The sequence below is a fragment of the Paenibacillus tundrae genome (assembly GCF_036884255.1).
Classification (GTDB): domain Bacteria; phylum Bacillota; class Bacilli; order Paenibacillales; family Paenibacillaceae; genus Paenibacillus.
Genome location: NZ_CP145605.1, coordinates 1,799,344 through 1,816,231, shown reverse-complemented (window position 1 = coordinate 1,816,231; position 16,888 = coordinate 1,799,344). Strand labels below are relative to the sequence as shown.

Here is a 16,888-nt window from a genome sequence, read left to right as displayed (position 1 = left end):
ACCGATCTTTTTGAACACGCACTGTAAGGTCGAAGTCGTATTTTTTCCCAGAAATCGAACTGATCCGGAGGTTGAGCACATGTCATTTTTCAAGAAAATGTTAGCTAGTGTAGGCGTAGGCGCAGCAAAAGTAAATACGGAATTAGATACTCCTGAGGTTATCCCCGGCGGTGTTATTACAGGAACGGTATACATACAAGGTGGTGATGTCGAACAGAACGTCGACCGAATCTACCTAAGTATTCACACTCATTACCTACGTGAACGCGATGATCGTAAGTTCAAGGAGAAAGCAACTATCGCCAAGTTTCTGTTAACGGATGGCTTCACCTTGCAGCCAGGCGCAAAGCTGGAGAAACAGTTCTCCTTTGACCTACCGGAAAACCTTCCGCTCACGCTGCATAGTGCCGAGGTATGGGTGGAAACAGGTCTTGATATTGCAAGCGCTGTGGATCCTTCGGATCGGGATTTATTACGTGTTGTACCCACCCAAGAGATGCGTACCGTCTTAGATGCCATTGACATCCTTGGCTTCAAGTTACGTGAAGTCACCAATGACTACGCGCCTAAACTTGGCGGCAATCTGCCCTTTGTTCAGGAATTCGAATTCGTACCCACGAATAAGTTCCGTGGATATTTGGATGAGTTGGAGGTTCTGTTCTATCCGATGGGCGACTCGCTAGAGCTGCTGCTACAGATCGATCGTCGTGCTAGAGGGCTAAGTGGCATTTTCTCAGAAGCGATGGGTACAGATGAGAGCTTTGTCCGACTACACCTATATGAGCGGCATCTAGCGCGCGGAGCACAATCGGTGGCACAAGGGCTGGAAGAAGTGATTTCGAAGCACATTTAATTCATTGAAAGTGATGTAGAACAACAATAAACAAATGATAATTAACGAACAATAAACAAGAAATCATAAACAAACAAGCAGTTCTCTCCAGTTAATCGGATAGAGACCTGCTTGTTTTTTGGTTCACATGTAATATTTCAATTACGCAAGTACTATTCAGGAATAAGCATCTATACTTTTGGTACTCAGTGTATCCCGAACGATCTGGGCAAAATCCTCAAACGCATCACAGGTTCGCAATCCGTCAAGTAGTTCCTCCTGACGAATGAATTCTACAAATAAATCGTAGATACCCATCGCTTGCTCATAATCCTCCTTGCATATCGATAACATGAATACCGCATGTACTTCGTTCTCATCATCCCAACGAATTGGCTTCTCCAGCAAACAGACGGAGACAACCGTACGCGTAGAGCTTAACTCCAGCGGATGGGGTATCGCCATTCCTCTACCCAGAGCCGTCGAAGCCATCTCCTCACGCTCCTGTAATGCAGGCCAGAACCGTTCCGTTACTACACCTCGTGCTGATAACATATCACTCATCTCTGACATAAGCTTGAACTTATCAGGCTTATCCGTACGATACATGAAAAATTCAGGGTCGAAATAGCGTAGCAACGTCATTTCCTCTTGGGTATCACTGGAACGTACCATATGCGTAATGGTGGCCATATCCCGTTCTGAAGGAATAGCAGCAATGACAGCCGAGGGCTTGCCCTTAGACTCTCGTAAGCGAATGGTGGAGATCACCATATCCTCGGGAATGCTCACCATTTCCTCATATTCACGTAAGGATACAACGCGAGATACCTCCAGCTCCGCAAACAATGAACGCAAACGCGATTCAAGAATACGTGCTGTGCCATATCCTGAGCCACATACGAGTAGAACGGACTTCCGTTTTCGATGAGGAATCTGATATTTGCGTTCCAACGCCGCTCCGAAATGCAGTGCCAGATAACCAATCTCGCTATCATTAATTTCATAAGGCACATACGTCTGTAGCTGTTTAACCGCACCAATCGTAATCTCATACGCCAGCGGATAATATTTACGGATATGTCCCAATAGTGGATTACGCATGTTCATCCCATGCTCTAGCCGTGTAATCATGGGTTTCAAATGGGCGTAAAGGTCACGCGGCAATCGTTCATCATCTCTCAGATCATAACTATATCGTTCATAGACATAGTCTAGCATCCGCTGAACGGTAACATATAGAGGATCATCCGATAGACCATCCCAATCGGTAGCTGTCATTTTTTTGCTAATAATATGCAATAACAGATAATCTCGCTCACCTGCGGAGAAACGAATGGAATATAACTCCTCCAAATCTTTAATCATCTGTAGAGCAAGTTCTTGATCCTGCCCACTCGCCTCTACTGTATCAAACTTCTCTAGCCCATGGCCCTGCATAACACGCAGTACCATAACAGCCAAATGTGTGATCAGATCCTTCAGAGCCAGATCAGCGATCCGAACATGCTTATGACGCAAATGTCGCATCACCACTTCCCGAATCCGGGCTGGATCCACAGGCTGCAACAATTGTTCCTGCGCAACCGTAATTCCATCTGGAGCCAATTGTAGTTGTTCATCACGCACGTCAGCATATTCAGCGAGACAATACCGGATGCTTTTCTCATCCCCGGTTACCTGCACGCCATATCCAGGTTTAATGCAGAGCTGCAATTGATAATTCTCTAGAATCTGACGAATGATCTTAAGATCATTATTCATCGTTGCCCGGCTTATAAACAATTGATCAGCGAGGTCTTCCATTTTGATATGACCTGGTTCGTTTAGCAATTTAAACAATTCAAATCGTATCCGTTCCTCAGGTGATCCAGGGATCGGCAAGCTCCCAGATTGAAGGTTATGCCGCTTTTCAAGCAACGCTTCATAGCTGGAAGGCTCATCGATCACGATGGAGTATCCCTTCCCTCGTTTGGATTCCAGTCTGCTTCCATGTTGCACAAGGATGCTCTCCAGCTTCTTCAGATCGTCCCGAATGGTTCTCACTGTGACCTCTAGTCTCTCGGCAAGAGCCTGGCTTGTCCACGCCTGATCCTGCCCTTCACCATGAAGAAGGAGAAACAACTTCTGCAAACGTTTGTATGGAAAAATCATATCTATATCCGACCTCCTCTCTGATCCGTCTAAGCTGAGCATTCGATAAAATCCATTTGACCACGTCTAACTGTGAACAGTGTTTATATTAATTCGACTTAGATACAAGGACGGTCAACAGCTTGCAATGGGTAAGCTCAGGCAATGGAATGACTTGCTCTTTATTCGCAATAACCTGCGCTGGCTCCAAAGACTGCTCCGCCAGGGATACTCGTTCCACCGAAACCGACTGATTAAACTGAACTGTTGCTTGTGCATTTTGCTTCAAGTACGGATTGAAGACACGGATAATATAACCATCACTATGCTCCGCTTTCTTGAATGCGCTGAGTACAGCATTAGATTCCTCATTAAATGACATCAAACTGTAGTTCTGTGGCAATGTACGCTCTTCATCACGGAAGGCGAAGATCAATCGGCCATTCAAAAAGTCACACAATTGATAGCTGGCGATCGGGGTTAAATATTCACGCGCAACATGCGCTACCTTCGCTTCATCCAGTCCAGCATGGTGGATATACAATGCAAACGAGAAGTTCAGTTCACCCAGCAACTGGGCATCTGGTGTAGCAACGATTTTCTCTCCCGAAGCTCGCCCCGGGCGATACACAAGATTTTCTTTACCCATGAAACCAAACGTTCGGAACAAGGTCAAGGCAATAGTATCCATCTTCTCGCCTACAATCTCGTACTCACGCACTCCTTCGGTGATCACTACGATGCCACGATTACCGTCATTCAATCCCGCATAACTCTGCATCGCTTCAATCGTAATCGGCTTCTCTTGCCACTTCTCACGTTCCCACACTTGGGCTTCAGGCAGGGATGTAGGACGAGCAATGACACCAAAAGGCTGATCTGCAATCGATAAGGAGGAAGCTAGACCTGTATCAAAGAGTACACGTAGTCGGTGGCTAAGCACCTGATTTTGTACCTGAACCTCAAAGCGGATCAATTGCTCCCCCTTACGAAGTCCTACTTGAACTTGGATTGGCAGTTGTCCCGAGCTTATTCCTGCTTCACGTTCATGCAGATCCGCAGGCACATTCAGTGTGCATCCCAGTTGAAGTTCTTCAAGAACGGTGGTCTTCGCTGTTGTCACATTCAGTTTGCTACCAATGGAGGATACAATAAGATCCCGCTCTGGTGGTGAATAGTTGTAAGAATCTCCGTCATCACCGTTATCTTCAAACACCATCTGATTGACATACGTCTGTCCAGAGGTTTTATCTGTAATGGTTAATGTACCGTTATCTTCAACAACGATGGCAAAGAATTCATTTTCGATATGCTGATCATTGCGTCGATCAATCGTTGGTGCCGCTCCCTGACTAAAGTCAAAGATGATCTGAGTATATCCCATCGCTGGAACCTCTTGCAGTTCTACTAATAGTTTCGCACGATATACACGGTCTGGGAGATAGACTTTACGACTTGGATTCAGATCAATGTGTTGTCCTAACACATAATCTGTCTGATCTACTTTGTCCACAATCGTATAGGCCAGTTCTCTTCCCTTCGTATCACGAATAACAAACGATTCCTCTGGAATGTACGCTTCGATCTCCGTAACACCCCCACGAACATACGGTAAAGTATTGAACAGGGTAAAGGCAAATGTCTCCTCCTGCTCAATGGTGGAAGCAATCATTCGCATATGCAAATCTAGTAGATTGCGTGCGATATCATTGGCTTGTTTGTAACGGAAAGCAACGTCCTGATTCGTAGTATCACTGTTGCATCCACCAATACTATCATGCGCCGCATTCTCAAACATCAACTTCCAGACATCTTCCACAATGCGATGCGGATATTCATGTCCAAGAGAGTGACTGATGGCAAGTACAGGCTCTAAGATGTTCGCTATGAAGTTCTCGATCTGGTTATTCTGTTGTTTGAGATCTGCACGTGTGGAAAAAATGGATTTGTGAATACGCATATGCTTAGCTTCCATTAACTCACCACGGAGTACCGGCAGATCATGACTGTCTGCTTCAATCTCTGCCATGAAGCGTTCCGGCTCATTCATCACATATTCCCGTTTGTCATCTATTTGATTGAAGCGTTCAATCAATTGAGGCAGATTCAAACGAATCGGTGCTTGGTCGAAGCCATTCGGGAAGTAAATATGCCGCGTTGATGCTTTGTTCTCAAGCGCGCCAATCTGTTTTTCCAAATACGGCTGCAAGTCCGCGGCATCCTCTGGAATGTTTCCTCCGTAGTAGTATCCAAACGGCATCTGAACTGCGAATACTTGGCTACCGTCCGATCCTTCCCAGGTAAATTCAGTACGCGGATTCGTATTATCGGACACCCCGCGCCAGAACAAGAAGCGTTCAATACCGAACTCACGATAAATTTGCGGCATTTGTGCTGATTGTCCGAACGCATCGGGTACATACCCAACCTTCATGGCATGCCCATATTTGCGTGCTGTTTCCGTTCCATAGTACAGGTTTCTAACCATGGATTCACTGGAAATGACCAACTGATCTGTTTGGGTATACCACGGGCCAGTCATGAGTCGTTTAGCTGAAACTAGATTACGAATACGTTCCTCATCCTCTGGACACCAACGGATGTAATCATCCAACAAGGAGCCCTGAGCATCTAACAGGTAATAATGAAATCCTTCTATATTCTCCAGTGCGTTCAGCACTTCTTTGACATGTTTGACTAGATAAACTTTGGAACGGGAGGTGGTGAAGTACCATTCCCGATCCCAGTGTGTGTGTGGAATAACATGCACCTTCGTACGTTCTCTCTCACTCATCTCTGTATCCCTCCAGTTGCTTATTTAGCTCTATATAGTTCAACTAAAAGATGTTTACACTAACCACTCCGATGACAGAACAACCTTCCGATCGCTGTTATCCCCAGATTTTTTTGATTCCCTTCTATAAAGGGAAAATCCGGGGATAGCATATGCTTTCGATGTAGCTTTCTTTCAGAAAGCTTTTAGGCGAACGCTTCGCTTCTTCACGTTATTTCTGTCCTCTCCGTTCTCGTGTAAAAGTTTAGTTGAATACATATTGGTTCTAATAAATCCTCATTTATTTAGTCAAAAACCAGTTCAATCTCTTCGCCATTTTTCTTCACAGAAGCTTCCTTCGTTTCAGCAGGTTGTTTCTCTTCTTCATCACGGAAGTTAACAAGCATCGTTCCGCCCGCAACAATGAGTGCCCCGAAGATACCTCCGGCAAGGTACGCAAGTGGTGTACCTACGGAGATCGCACCGTACAATCCGCCGATCGGTGGCATGATGATGTGCGCGCCGAGCAACGCGGTTAATGCTGCACCTGATGCACAGGCAACCATGTTGACCAAAATCATTTTTGCAGGATTACGCAGCGTAAATGGAATTGCTCCTTCTGTGATCCCGATGACACCCATAATGACAGCGCCTTTACCCGCTTCCTGATACGTTTTGGAGAAACGTTTCTTCATCAGCAATGTTGCTAAACCGTAGCCAAGTGGTGGAATACAGATCGCAATGTTGATAAACACATTAGGCAGATATACACCAGACAGGAACAACGCGTTACCTGCCATCCAAGCGGCTTTGTTCACTGGTCCGCCGAGATCGAATCCGATCATCGCGCCCAGAATAATAGCAAGCAAGACTGTATTGGTTCCGCTCTGACTCATGTTCTGTACCCATGTAATCAGGTAATCATTGAGTGCACCCAGTGGACCGCCAAGAACAACGGCCATCAGGAAACCCGTAAGTCCCACAGTGATCAGCGGCAAAATGATTAAGGGCACCGAACCCGCGGCTGGACCTGTGATTTTAACTTTATTTTTGACCCAGAGCGTGATATATCCGGCAAAGAAACCCGAAATGAGCGCGCCTAGGAAACCTGCGTTTGTCTGTTGAGCCAATACCCCACCGATCAGACCTGCGGCCAGCGCCGGTTTGTCAGCAATGGAATAAGCAATGTAACCAGACAATACAATGGTCAGTAGCCCGATACCACTCCAACCTACATTTTGTACCAGGTATAAAATATGCAAGAATCCGCTTCCATCTTTATATGGATCAAGGTCTGTTATGCCCATCGACAACGCGATGATCTTACAGATCGCTACAACCAAGGAACCCGCGATAATAACTGGCAGCAGGTAGGATATACCTGTCATGAGATGTGTTTTTGCTTCACCAAACCATTTTCTCATCTTACTCTCTCCTCATATGGAAGATAATTTAGGATTGTGCTTTTACCGCTTCTACCGCTTTGGTTAGTACCGCTTCAGCTTGACTAACCGCATGACCAATTTTGACACGTACGACCTTCTTATCGCCGAATCGCTCCATATCCTTCACCGTTTGATCCGAAGCAATGAGTACAAAATTAGCCGCTGCAATATCTTCCTCTGTCAGCTTGTTCACTTGACCCATCGCACCTTGCTGCTCGACTTTGATCTCGTAACCCAATTGTACTGCTGCCTTCTCCAATGCTTTTGCTGCCATTGGCGTGTGAGCAAGCCCTGCGATACATGACGTTACACCTACGATTTTCATTATGACACCAATCCTTCCGTATATTGATGAAGCAAGCCATATACATCTTCCGGCTTCGCCGCTGCTGCAATGCCCTCTTTGAATGAATCTTCGAGTAATAACGTGGCAAGTGAGGAAATGATCCTCAGATGAGATACGTCCACATGACCCTTCGGTACCAGTATGACAAAAATGTATTTCACGGGCTTCCCATCATGAGATTCCCAGTCAATCGGCTCGTTCAAACGAATCACCATCACCGCTGGACGAGTCACTGCTTCGCTCTGCGTATGTGGAATTGCGAAGTGATCTTGCAACCCCGTGGAATAGACTTGTTCACGCTCCCACAAATCAGCTTCAAGCTGCTCGCGGTTACTTGTAATGTGATAACGTTCAGCTTCTGCGGAAATGAATTGAAATACATCCTCTTTGTTAGGCAATGATTGATCCAGATAAATCTGATCTGTTGTAATCATGATTCCTGTCTCTCCTCTCTCTATCCAACACGATAAGCGCTTACAAGATCATTGTAACGGATTGTTTGACCAGCTTGGATATACAAAATTTCCCCTTCGAACCGGAAAAACATTAGATTAACTCAAAAACCCCGAGTCCAGAAGGACTCAGGGAAGATAGTGAACTATGTTTAATTGAAGGGTGAACGATAACCCAGCATGTATTTGTTAACAGTATCTATGTTTTTTTCAAATACATCCAGGTTGTTTCACGAGCATTTCGTTACAAATGTGCCTTCCGTTGCTTCATTCTTAAACGAACACAGTAGTACAAACATGTGAATAGAATAAATCCCGCTCCAATCAATAACATGAATGTCAGATCAGCTCGAACAACCGTCCCGAACGCAACTGTAGATTGCAATTTCTCCGCAGAGGCATAGCTGTCTGCAATAGCCGGTTCATATTGGTACGTTAATATCATACCTTGGATGACTTGCCAACAGATGATGCCTACGGTTAACAGTAAACTTACGATGATGGATTCAAGCACCAATGGTTTGTTCAATCTCATCGCTTAGTCCTCCTTAGGATTAGGATTGTAGGGTTGAACGCTATTCCAAAGCCAATTCCTTCTGCATCACGTTGGAATAAATGTGCTTGACCACATCATCCGTAGTTAGATCATCGGTTATAATATGTTGTTCGAACCGTGCATCCTGAAATGCCTCTAGACATTTAACCGCTTGTTGGTACGTCCACCCACCTAGCTTATCGCCGCGTTTGGCTAACCTCTCATGCAATGTATCCATTGAAGTCATCAGCGTAAAATGATATAGATTGCTATCTAATTCACTAAGCCCACGATAAATATATTCGAAGCGTTCTGTATCATAGATTGTCATCGGCACAATTAAGTGTTTATCATACTTATGCCTCAGTTCACGGGCGATGGTTACGGTAAGGATTTTCCATAGCTCCATATCCTGAAAATCGTCTGTGCGCTCTTCCTTCATTCTTACGTCCTCTGGAATCACCTTTCGCAGCATATAACCAATCTCTTCAGGGTCAAAGATCATACTGTTTGGTATTAATGGCTGTAGCTGGTTCGCTGCCGACGTTTTACCTGCGCCAAATGCTCCATTGATCATCACAATCATGTAAGTCCACTCCTCCGTATCACGTTCGTCGTGTATACATATTAAGTTCGCTTCATTATTTAGATAAGAGCTGCTCCAACTGTTGCTTCAAACTGTCCATGTTCGCATCCACATACTGATAGAGCATTTCAAATACTTCTTCATTGTCAGATTGCATCAGTAATCCTTCCGCAGCAAGCTGTACTTGTTGCATGACCTCATGAATCTGCTGTCCATGCACCTCCAAGGAATTCGTTACCTCCCCTTCAGACAACCCATTCACATTTTCTCTAAGCTGTGCAGTACTCACACCGTTCGAAGATAACATGTCTTGAATGTTCTGCATAATCTCAGCATCCGTCTCATTACCGATCCGCTGTAATACTGCTGTCGTTTCACTTAAAAATTGCCCACTTGAATTTTCCAAATATCCGGCTATTCCATTCATTGATAATTCAGTATCTAGTTCAATAATCAGGATCATTTCTCGTAAGATTTGCGGGATCTCTGTTCCACATTCTCTTATCGTTGCAAATTCAGCGCGGTATAGATCCATCGCTACGCTACCCACCACTTCTTCACCTGACATGGATTCAAGTTGATCCAAAGGTAATAATTCCTGTAATTCTTCTATTAATTGTTTCATTCCTCTGCCTCCAATAATTCTCTATCTTTAACGAACAAATTAACATGACGACTTACCATTATGTGCTATCAGAATGCGCCGACACCTCATCCCATCATAGCAGAATATGCTGTACAAGATATGCCGTCAGAATACTTACCAGCTTAGAAAACGGATGTGTTGTATCGTGCTTACAATTTACAAGAAAACGCAATAAGTTAACGTGCCGTTGACTTCTCCATAATGAACGGTTGTTATGATCTTGGCATCAAGAGTCACGGGAGGGATGATCATGCGCCTGGCCTTGTTCACGGATACTTATGCTCCAGATACGAATGGCGTTGCTGCCACGCTCGAACGTTGGAGTACCCATATGCAGCGCAGAGGGATCGAACATCTGTTATTCACACCTAACTCCATTATCGAGAGCAATGATGATTGTCCAGTGCGGCCTGTTGCTAATATCCCATTTTTCCTCTATCCCGAATGTCGAATTGCTCTACCCAGCAGAACCTCCACCTACAAACAATTGCAGGCTTTTCAGCCGGATCTGTTACATATCTCCACGCCATTCAATATGGGACTGCTTGGCCTCCGTTATGCACACAAATATCATCTTCCGCATGTCGTATCCTATCATACACACTTCGATCGTTACCTCGAATATTACAGATTAAAAAGCATGATTCCCCTCTACTGGAAGTATGTCCAATGGTTTCACCGCGGAGCCGACGCTACATTCGCCCCTTCACTGGAGACTCTCGAATCGTTGCACAAACAAGGCATTCAGCGATTAAAGCAATGGTCGCGCGGAATTGACTGCAATCTATATACACCGGATAAACGAAATTCTGAATTCCGTATTCGTCATGGGATTACTGCTCCGCTCATCCTGCTCTACGTTGGAAGAATCGCGCCTGAGAAGGATATCGGCACACTTACTATGGCGATGCAGCATTTACCGGCTGAGCTGCAGTCGCGTATTCACTGGGTTATCGTTGGCGATGGACCACTACTCCCCAAAATGCGTCAACAAGCACCAGCAAATGTAACATTCACTGGTTATTTGCATGGGGATGAGCTTGCTCATATGTATGCTTCGGCAGATCTATTTGTATTTCCTTCCTGTACGGAAACGTTCGGCAATGTCGTGCTGGAGGCCATGGCTTCGGGCTTGCCTGTATTAGCAGCTAATGCTGGCGGTGTAAGGGATCTGGTGGCTGACCATCGAAGTGGCATATTGTTTGAACCGGGGCATGCAGATGCACTGATTCGTGAGATAGGTCTGTGGGCAAATCATCCTGAGCAGCTTCAAGTCATGGGCATACATGGGCGAAAACTTGCACAACAGCGGTCATGGGAGAACATCTTCGACCAGCTCATTGCAGACTATGAGAAGATTATTGAGCAGCGGAATCGGCGCTTCAAAACAACCTTTTCCTCCGCCTAGGTTCACCCTCCAATCTACCTGCGGCAGGTTTTCATAAGAACTCCTGACGCAGGTACAGTTGGGCTAGTATGTGTTTATTATCACCTATGTTGCAGGAACCGGTTGGTAGCCTGGCATGGTGTAGATCCGATTCAGAACCGACGTTTGCTGCGTACCGTTAGGGCCATTCACAACCGTTTGTCCCCAATTCGTCAGTGCACCCGCTGGACCATTATTCAGATCAAGGTACTCCACACCACCGCCATTTCCATACCAAGACCAGGCGAGCCAGCCTACTCCTTTTTGCTGAGCGTAACTCATAATAGTCGCCTCATCCACGTCACCACTGGTATGCTGGAAGCCAAACTCTCCAACGATAACAGGCACGCCAATAGCGAGCGCTTGATCAATGTTATTTTTTACCGTGGCTGCATTTCCTCCTGCATATTCGTACATGTGAATGGAGAAGATCGTGTTTGCGAGTGGGTCGGAGTTAAAGACATCTAATCCTTTGTCAAAGATCGCCGTTGGGTACTGTCCCCATCCTGCTGTATCTACCACAAGGGTATTGCGAATCCCCGCCTGACGAAGCTCAGGAATGACCTGCTGATATCCGGCTGCCCATACATCCGTGCTCCATGAACCATACCACTCATTGGCAATGTTCACGATGACACGATCCTCCTTACCAATTAACGCCTGCTTGATGCTGATAAAATAATCCGAAGCCTTCTTAAGCTCCGCTAAACTATCGGAACCCGTTGCATCATGAACTTCCAGCATAACTGTCAGCTGGTACTGGTCACAGAGTGCTAGAATTCGCTCCACATCAGCAAGCGAGTCCGCTGTCCAGCGGCTTCCATTCGATAGTACGACTCGTACAGTGTTAGAACCTGTCGCCGCGATAGCTGGAATCGCAGTTTCCAGATCGTTCTTAAACCAGGTATGCGCATGGTTTATACCACGCATAACAAACGGAGCTCCCGTAGCATCCAATAAATTGGTACCGCTTACATGAAATCCTTGCACAGGACTTGCATTTGCCGAAGCCGGATGGGGTGAATATGCGACAGATACTAACATGAACGATAAGGTCAACAGAACGGCTTTTCGTAACCAACAACCAATAGGCATCAACTAAAACCTCCTTCATGGAATGGGTTAAGCTTCGCTTACGGTATGCATGCACATAGAAGCCATACAGATCACTAACGTTGCATTGTTCCTCTATCACCTCCCGAATACCTTAAATATACTATAAAATGACGAAATATACTGGAATTATTTAGAATATTTTAAATATTTTTATAAAAATATGTATGTACTCGTCTATCGCTCGTGCATTCCACTAGTCATGGAACTGAAAATAATAAAAAAGCATGATTCAGTTAAGAACCATGCTTGGTTAAACCTAGTTTCATAATCGTCATCTTGACTCTTAAATCTATTTGCTTATTTTGCTATAAGGAACTTTAACATCAACGAATCCTGCAGCGTATGGGGCAACTTCATAAGGATAGAAGCGAATTACGATCCCCTTATCATAGAGGTAAAATGCAGGATCTTGATCCAATGGAAAATCATTAATATTTTCTTCAAAAATACCTTGATTCGCATTATACATCGCTCTAAGGCTGCTTGAGATCGAGTCTTCTAGATTGGCTAGTTGGTCATCATTTTGCACAAAATTTGTAAACTTCAGTTCCTTGCCCGTTCTAAGATCATAGTTGTAGGACGTAGAGGATGGAAAACCATGTGCTGCTCCTGCATAGATGTAATCCTCGTACACAACAGATATTTTTTCTTTCTGATTGAATTTCACTGTAGCACTTGTGGTGCTTACAGAGTACTTTTTATTTTCCTTTTTAATCTTTTTGTCTGCACTCACAATGTTAACTGCATGTACCTTAAACATCTTATTAAGCTTCGCTGTCACACTCTTGTTTCCACCTGAAAGCTCTATGTACGGTTGGCCTTTGTAATAAAGCACTTTCGATTTCACTGCGATCGTACCTGCTGCACTTGCATCTGCTGTAGGTAAGATGATTGTAGTTATTAGAGCAAGAATAAGAACATACATCCATCTAAATTTCATGATTCACCTCTAAATTTCCACATCGGCTGTGGGATTGTCTACTTACATATGCCAAACGTAATTATATTAACCATTCCTATTTTTAACAAGTAAGGTATCCATTAATTTTTCACTCCGACATTTACTCCGAAATCCAGAGTTCTACGCTCATGCCTTGTGCGTTAAGCTTAGTCTTGCCCCCAATAGGGAAGGTAAAGTGTGGTGCGGTATGTCCAAAATCGACATCTGCAATAACCGGAATCTGCGTTAATTCTCGCTTGCTGTGAATGATTTTCTCTAATAATTGCGGTGTCATTCCTGATGCTTTCTGGAATCTACCAATGACTAGCCCTCTCACTTGTTCGAATCCAGGCTGATGGATAAGTGATTGGAGATCACGATCGAATGTAGGCGGGTCGGCCATATAGTCATCCTCAACGAACAGGACTGTCCCTTCTAGAGAAGGCATATATTCTGTGCCTTGAAGTAAATTCAGTGTGCATAGATTCCCACCAATGATGGTTCCTTCTGCCTGTCCTTCGTTCAGAATCACCGGTCCTTGGTTCGTAATAAACTGACGATTCTCCTGATCCCGATACCACGCATCATCACTCCATGCTTCAGAGGGTGTAACGAGAATTGAATCGGCCGATCCCATCATCATTTTCTTGTAAAACTCGACGGTGTATTCGTTGCCATGAAGTATAGCAAACGTCGAGAACGCAGGACCCGAATAGGTTATCAGCCCTGTCTTCGTATAGATAGCGGTACTCAATGCAGTAATATCGGAGTAGCCACAGAACCGCTTCGGATTGGCCTGAATAAGTGAATAGTCGATATATTGCAGCAACTGATTGGAGTTGAACCCACCAATGGTTGCCAGTATTCCTTTGACTTGTGGATCAGCAAAGGCTGCATGCAAATCTTGAATACGCGATTCAATAGAGGACGAAGCAAAATCATCCATCTCATATGCGTTAGCCGAAAAAGAGACGATTAGACCCAAGGCCTCCAATCGTTGTTTGGCAAGCTGGATATGCTCCTCTTCTATAATGGAGAGACTTCTCGATGGGGAGATCACACGAACTTCGTCTCCTGGTTGCAGTTTAGGTGCAATCATAGGGAAAATTCCTCCTTATTTCTTTTTAGAAGATTCACACCATTCTACATGAAAATCCATAATTAGGATATCATCAGATGAGCTTAAATGCCTTTAATGCATGCGTAATCCCATCCTCACTTGCTTTTCGCGTAACATAGTCTGCACTTAACTTAATTCGTTCTCCCCCGTTCCCCATCGCGATACCAAGACCAACATACTCCAACAGATCGATATCATTCTCCCCGTCTCCAAACGCCATCGCATCTTCTCGGGAAATGTTTAGAAACGTGAGTACTTTCTCTGCAGCGACTGACTTCGATACTACATTCTCTTCTAACACATTGGATACATACTCATGGAAACGCACAAAATTCAGGGATGGAAACTGCCTTTGATATATCTCCGCTTCTGCTTGATCTGCATATAGACAGAGACAATATATTTCGCTCTCTAACGAATTAATTCTCCTAGGGTACTCCATAATGCCCAACGTGTCTCTTAATGCATCCGTAATACGTACATCGGTTTCAAAGTCCTCGTTCATCTCAAACGTCTCTGTAAAATAGGAAATACCATGACCATTCTCCTGTGCAAATTCACTGAACGTTCTTACCATGTCGGGTGAGAGTATAGACTTATGGATCACTTGTTCTCCACTCTTAATCAAGGCCCCATTGGCTGAAATGATCGTATCGATGCCCAATCTCCTGAATTCCTCACATAGATTATAGGGTCTGCCTGTTACCAAGACGACTTGGATTCCTCGGCGAAGTAGCTCTTGAATCGATCGCTCTGTCCGAGGTGATAGCGTTCGATCCACCTCGCTTAATAAGGTTCCGTCTATATCCATAAATACAATTTTAATCATTTCATGCATGTGCTTTTGCTTGTTCACCAAAGAACCCTCCTAATATTTGCAAATGTACTGTAACATAATTGACATTGCCCCGTTGTCTTAAGAGAAGGAGGAGGAAACTTGAAATGAGGAGTGATCTATATGCCGAACTATTCAAGCAGTACCAATCCTCCCTGCATCTCTATCTCTACCGCATGTGTGGATCTCAGGAGACCGCTGAGGAGTTAGTTCAAGAAACATTCTACAGAGCTATGGTATCTATGAAAGCCGAGCATGCAAGCTACGCCAGAGCGTGGTTATACAAAGTAGCCCGGCACTTATTTATCGATTGGTATCGTAAACAACGTGGTGAAATGCAAATGAATCGAGAGCTGGAACAGCAAGGCACAGAAAATACATACTGTTCCCCAGAGGAAGTACTCAACGCACGTGAACGAACGATTCGTATTCAACAGGTGATGAAGAAGCTTCCTGAACAGTATCGAACCATATTGTTACTACGCGAAATGAACGAGTTATCTTACAAGGAGCTTTGCGAAATTCTGGATATGAATATGAACCAGGTCAAGGTTACCCTTTTTCGTGCCAGAGAACGATTCAAAGCAGAGATGCTTCAAATGAAAGGAGACGATTGAGAATGTCTAATCACACAGAACATGATGAGCAGCGTGTCCTTCAAGAAGAAGATTTCGAGAATCTTCATCCTGAATGGGGTCAAAAGCAGTTCAAACGCATGGTATGGAAGACGAGGTGGAAATTTTTCCTTAACGCAGGAGGTGCTCTATTTCTCGTATTTATCCTCTACCATATCTATGTATCATCACTACACATCTACTTCGATCAATCAAAAGTACGCAATGACTTCCTACGTTCCATCGTATCTGTTGTAGAGATGCACGGTGATGGGCTGCGTGTAGAAAAACCCGTTCATGAAGCTTTTGAGGTTAGTCCATTTCTAACACAAAAAGCCAATCTAAAAATATATCGACAAGTAGGCTCATGGGAAGTAATCACTGGAGAGATTGAAGCGGAACTAAGTATCAGTGGCAAATTGAGCTATACGATTACCAATACAGGAGCATATATGAACGGCAACAATACAGGGCCATTTTTCCTCCCATACTCTCTAGTGTCTGACCAGGCTGCTCCCACCAGCGATTCGAGTGATAGTAATCCTATGAAGAGGCTTGCTAAAATTGATGATGGGCATGTTGCAGAGTTATCCCTATCCGTGAAAAATCTAATATCTCCAGAACAACTGATGAAGCTTCTCGCCAATTACGATGTTGGGGTAACCGCGATGTCAATCTATGCAGGTGAGTTGAAGGAGTTCGATATCTCCTATTCACGCTCGGGTATGTACGACTATATGACGCCTCATCTCACGCTCAAACCTCTTACCTTATTCGGAGAAACTGGTTCTAGTTGGTATGCCTACTTTGCACCAGACGAAGCAGAACAGATGCAAGAGCAAGTTCAAGCTATGATGTCTGATCTGGAATGGATGACTAATAATGTACAATACAATGGTTTGGATGTGGATCAGCAACGTCTTGCCTATTTGAAAAAAAATGGTGTGCAAGTCTATGGCGCTGTCGTTACAGGGCCTGTACGTGAGTTGGAAAAAATAACAAAGCTGCCGGAATTTCATCAATTCCAACTAAATCGCGTAGAGATATGGAATTGGAATTAAGCCATTGTAAAAAAAGAGATGATTCCTG

16 protein-coding genes are annotated in these 16,888 nt (G+C 44.5%); 4 read left to right on the top strand and 12 right to left on the bottom strand.

The genetic code is table 11. The features are described from left to right. Window positions 1–79: 79 nt before the first annotated feature. Window positions 80–853: a sporulation protein gene (locus tag V6W81_RS08085; protein WP_145048046.1), complete on the top strand. Its 774-nt coding sequence runs from the start codon at window positions 80–82 to the stop codon at window positions 851–853. Between the two features lie 156 nt (window positions 854–1,009). Here V6W81_RS08085 and V6W81_RS08080 read toward each other — a convergent pair whose 3' ends face one another. The 8 genes from V6W81_RS08080 to V6W81_RS08045 form a co-directional block, all read right to left on the bottom strand. Next, window positions 1,010–2,986 carry a BglG family transcription antiterminator gene (locus V6W81_RS08080; RefSeq protein WP_338542553.1) on the bottom strand — a complete coding sequence of 659 codons (1,977 nt, stop codon included), beginning with the start codon at window positions 2,984–2,986 and terminating at the stop codon, window positions 1,010–1,012. 88 nt (window positions 2,987–3,074) lie between these two features. Continuing rightward, complete coding sequence (gene mngB / locus V6W81_RS08075) at window positions 3,075–5,759, bottom strand: mannosylglycerate hydrolase (RefSeq protein ID WP_338542552.1); 2,685 nt, start codon at window positions 5,757–5,759, stop codon at window positions 3,075–3,077. A 284-nt stretch (window positions 5,760–6,043) separates the two neighbouring features. Further along, a complete protein-coding gene (locus V6W81_RS08070) occupies window positions 6,044–7,162 on the bottom strand; it encodes a PTS fructose transporter subunit IIC (RefSeq protein WP_145048052.1) in 1,119 nt (372 codons plus the stop codon). Window positions 7,163–7,190: 28 nt separating this feature from the next. Then, window positions 7,191–7,508, bottom strand: coding sequence for a PTS fructose transporter subunit IIB (locus V6W81_RS08065; RefSeq protein WP_056698859.1), 318 nt, complete (start codon window positions 7,506–7,508; stop codon window positions 7,191–7,193). Next, a complete protein-coding gene (locus V6W81_RS08060) occupies window positions 7,508–7,963 on the bottom strand; it encodes a PTS sugar transporter subunit IIA (RefSeq protein ID WP_056698862.1) in 456 nt (151 codons plus the stop codon). The genes V6W81_RS08065 and V6W81_RS08060 overlap by 1 nt, the downstream gene beginning before the upstream one ends. A 262-nt stretch (window positions 7,964–8,225) precedes the next feature. Next, window positions 8,226–8,516 (bottom strand): hypothetical protein, encoded by a 291-nt coding sequence (locus V6W81_RS08055; RefSeq protein WP_338542548.1) that lies wholly within the window; start codon window positions 8,514–8,516, stop codon window positions 8,226–8,228. Window positions 8,517–8,556: 40 nt separating this feature from the next. Continuing rightward, on the bottom strand, window positions 8,557–9,102 hold the full coding sequence (locus V6W81_RS08050) for an AAA family ATPase (protein ID WP_145048055.1): 546 nt from the start codon (window positions 9,100–9,102) through the stop codon (window positions 8,557–8,559). A 55-nt stretch (window positions 9,103–9,157) separates the two neighbouring features. Beyond that, the gene (locus V6W81_RS08045; protein ID WP_338542545.1) at window positions 9,158–9,727 is read right to left on the bottom strand and encodes a DMP19 family protein; all 570 of its coding nucleotides are present in this window, start codon (window positions 9,725–9,727) and stop codon (window positions 9,158–9,160) included. A gap of 271 nt (window positions 9,728–9,998) precedes the next feature. On the opposite strand from V6W81_RS08045, the gene V6W81_RS08040 reads away from it, so the two are divergent. Next, window positions 9,999–11,156 carry a glycosyltransferase family 4 protein gene (locus tag V6W81_RS08040; RefSeq protein WP_338542544.1) on the top strand — a complete coding sequence of 386 codons (1,158 nt, stop codon included), beginning with the start codon at window positions 9,999–10,001 and terminating at the stop codon, window positions 11,154–11,156. 84 nt (window positions 11,157–11,240) lie between these two features. On the opposite strand, the gene V6W81_RS08035 is transcribed toward V6W81_RS08040, so the two are convergent. The 4 genes from V6W81_RS08035 to V6W81_RS08020 form a co-directional block, all read right to left on the bottom strand. Then, complete coding sequence (locus tag V6W81_RS08035; RefSeq protein ID WP_338542543.1) at window positions 11,241–12,269, bottom strand: glycoside hydrolase family 5 protein; 1,029 nt, start codon at window positions 12,267–12,269, stop codon at window positions 11,241–11,243. Between the two features lie 310 nt (window positions 12,270–12,579). Beyond that, window positions 12,580–13,230 carry a DUF3298 and DUF4163 domain-containing protein gene (locus V6W81_RS08030; RefSeq protein ID WP_338542541.1) on the bottom strand — a complete coding sequence of 217 codons (651 nt, stop codon included), beginning with the start codon at window positions 13,228–13,230 and terminating at the stop codon, window positions 12,580–12,582. A gap of 121 nt (window positions 13,231–13,351) precedes the next feature. Then, entirely contained in the window at window positions 13,352–14,329 is a 978-nt protein-coding gene (locus V6W81_RS08025) for a S66 family peptidase (RefSeq protein WP_338542539.1), read from the bottom strand. Window positions 14,330–14,402: 73 nt separating this feature from the next. Next, window positions 14,403–15,179, bottom strand: coding sequence for a Cof-type HAD-IIB family hydrolase (locus V6W81_RS08020; RefSeq protein WP_338543971.1), 777 nt, complete (start codon window positions 15,177–15,179; stop codon window positions 14,403–14,405). Between the two features lie 113 nt (window positions 15,180–15,292). Here V6W81_RS08020 and V6W81_RS08015 point away from each other — a divergent pair, with 113 nt between their 5' ends. Both V6W81_RS08015 and V6W81_RS08010 read left to right on the top strand, forming a co-directional pair. After that, window positions 15,293–15,802, top strand: coding sequence for an RNA polymerase sigma factor (locus tag V6W81_RS08015; RefSeq protein WP_338542537.1), 510 nt, complete (start codon window positions 15,293–15,295; stop codon window positions 15,800–15,802). A gap of 2 nt (window positions 15,803–15,804) precedes the next feature. Then, window positions 15,805–16,860 carry an anti sigma factor C-terminal domain-containing protein gene (locus tag V6W81_RS08010; RefSeq protein ID WP_338542535.1) on the top strand — a complete coding sequence of 352 codons (1,056 nt, stop codon included), beginning with the start codon at window positions 15,805–15,807 and terminating at the stop codon, window positions 16,858–16,860. Window positions 16,861–16,888: the final 28 nt, after the last annotated feature.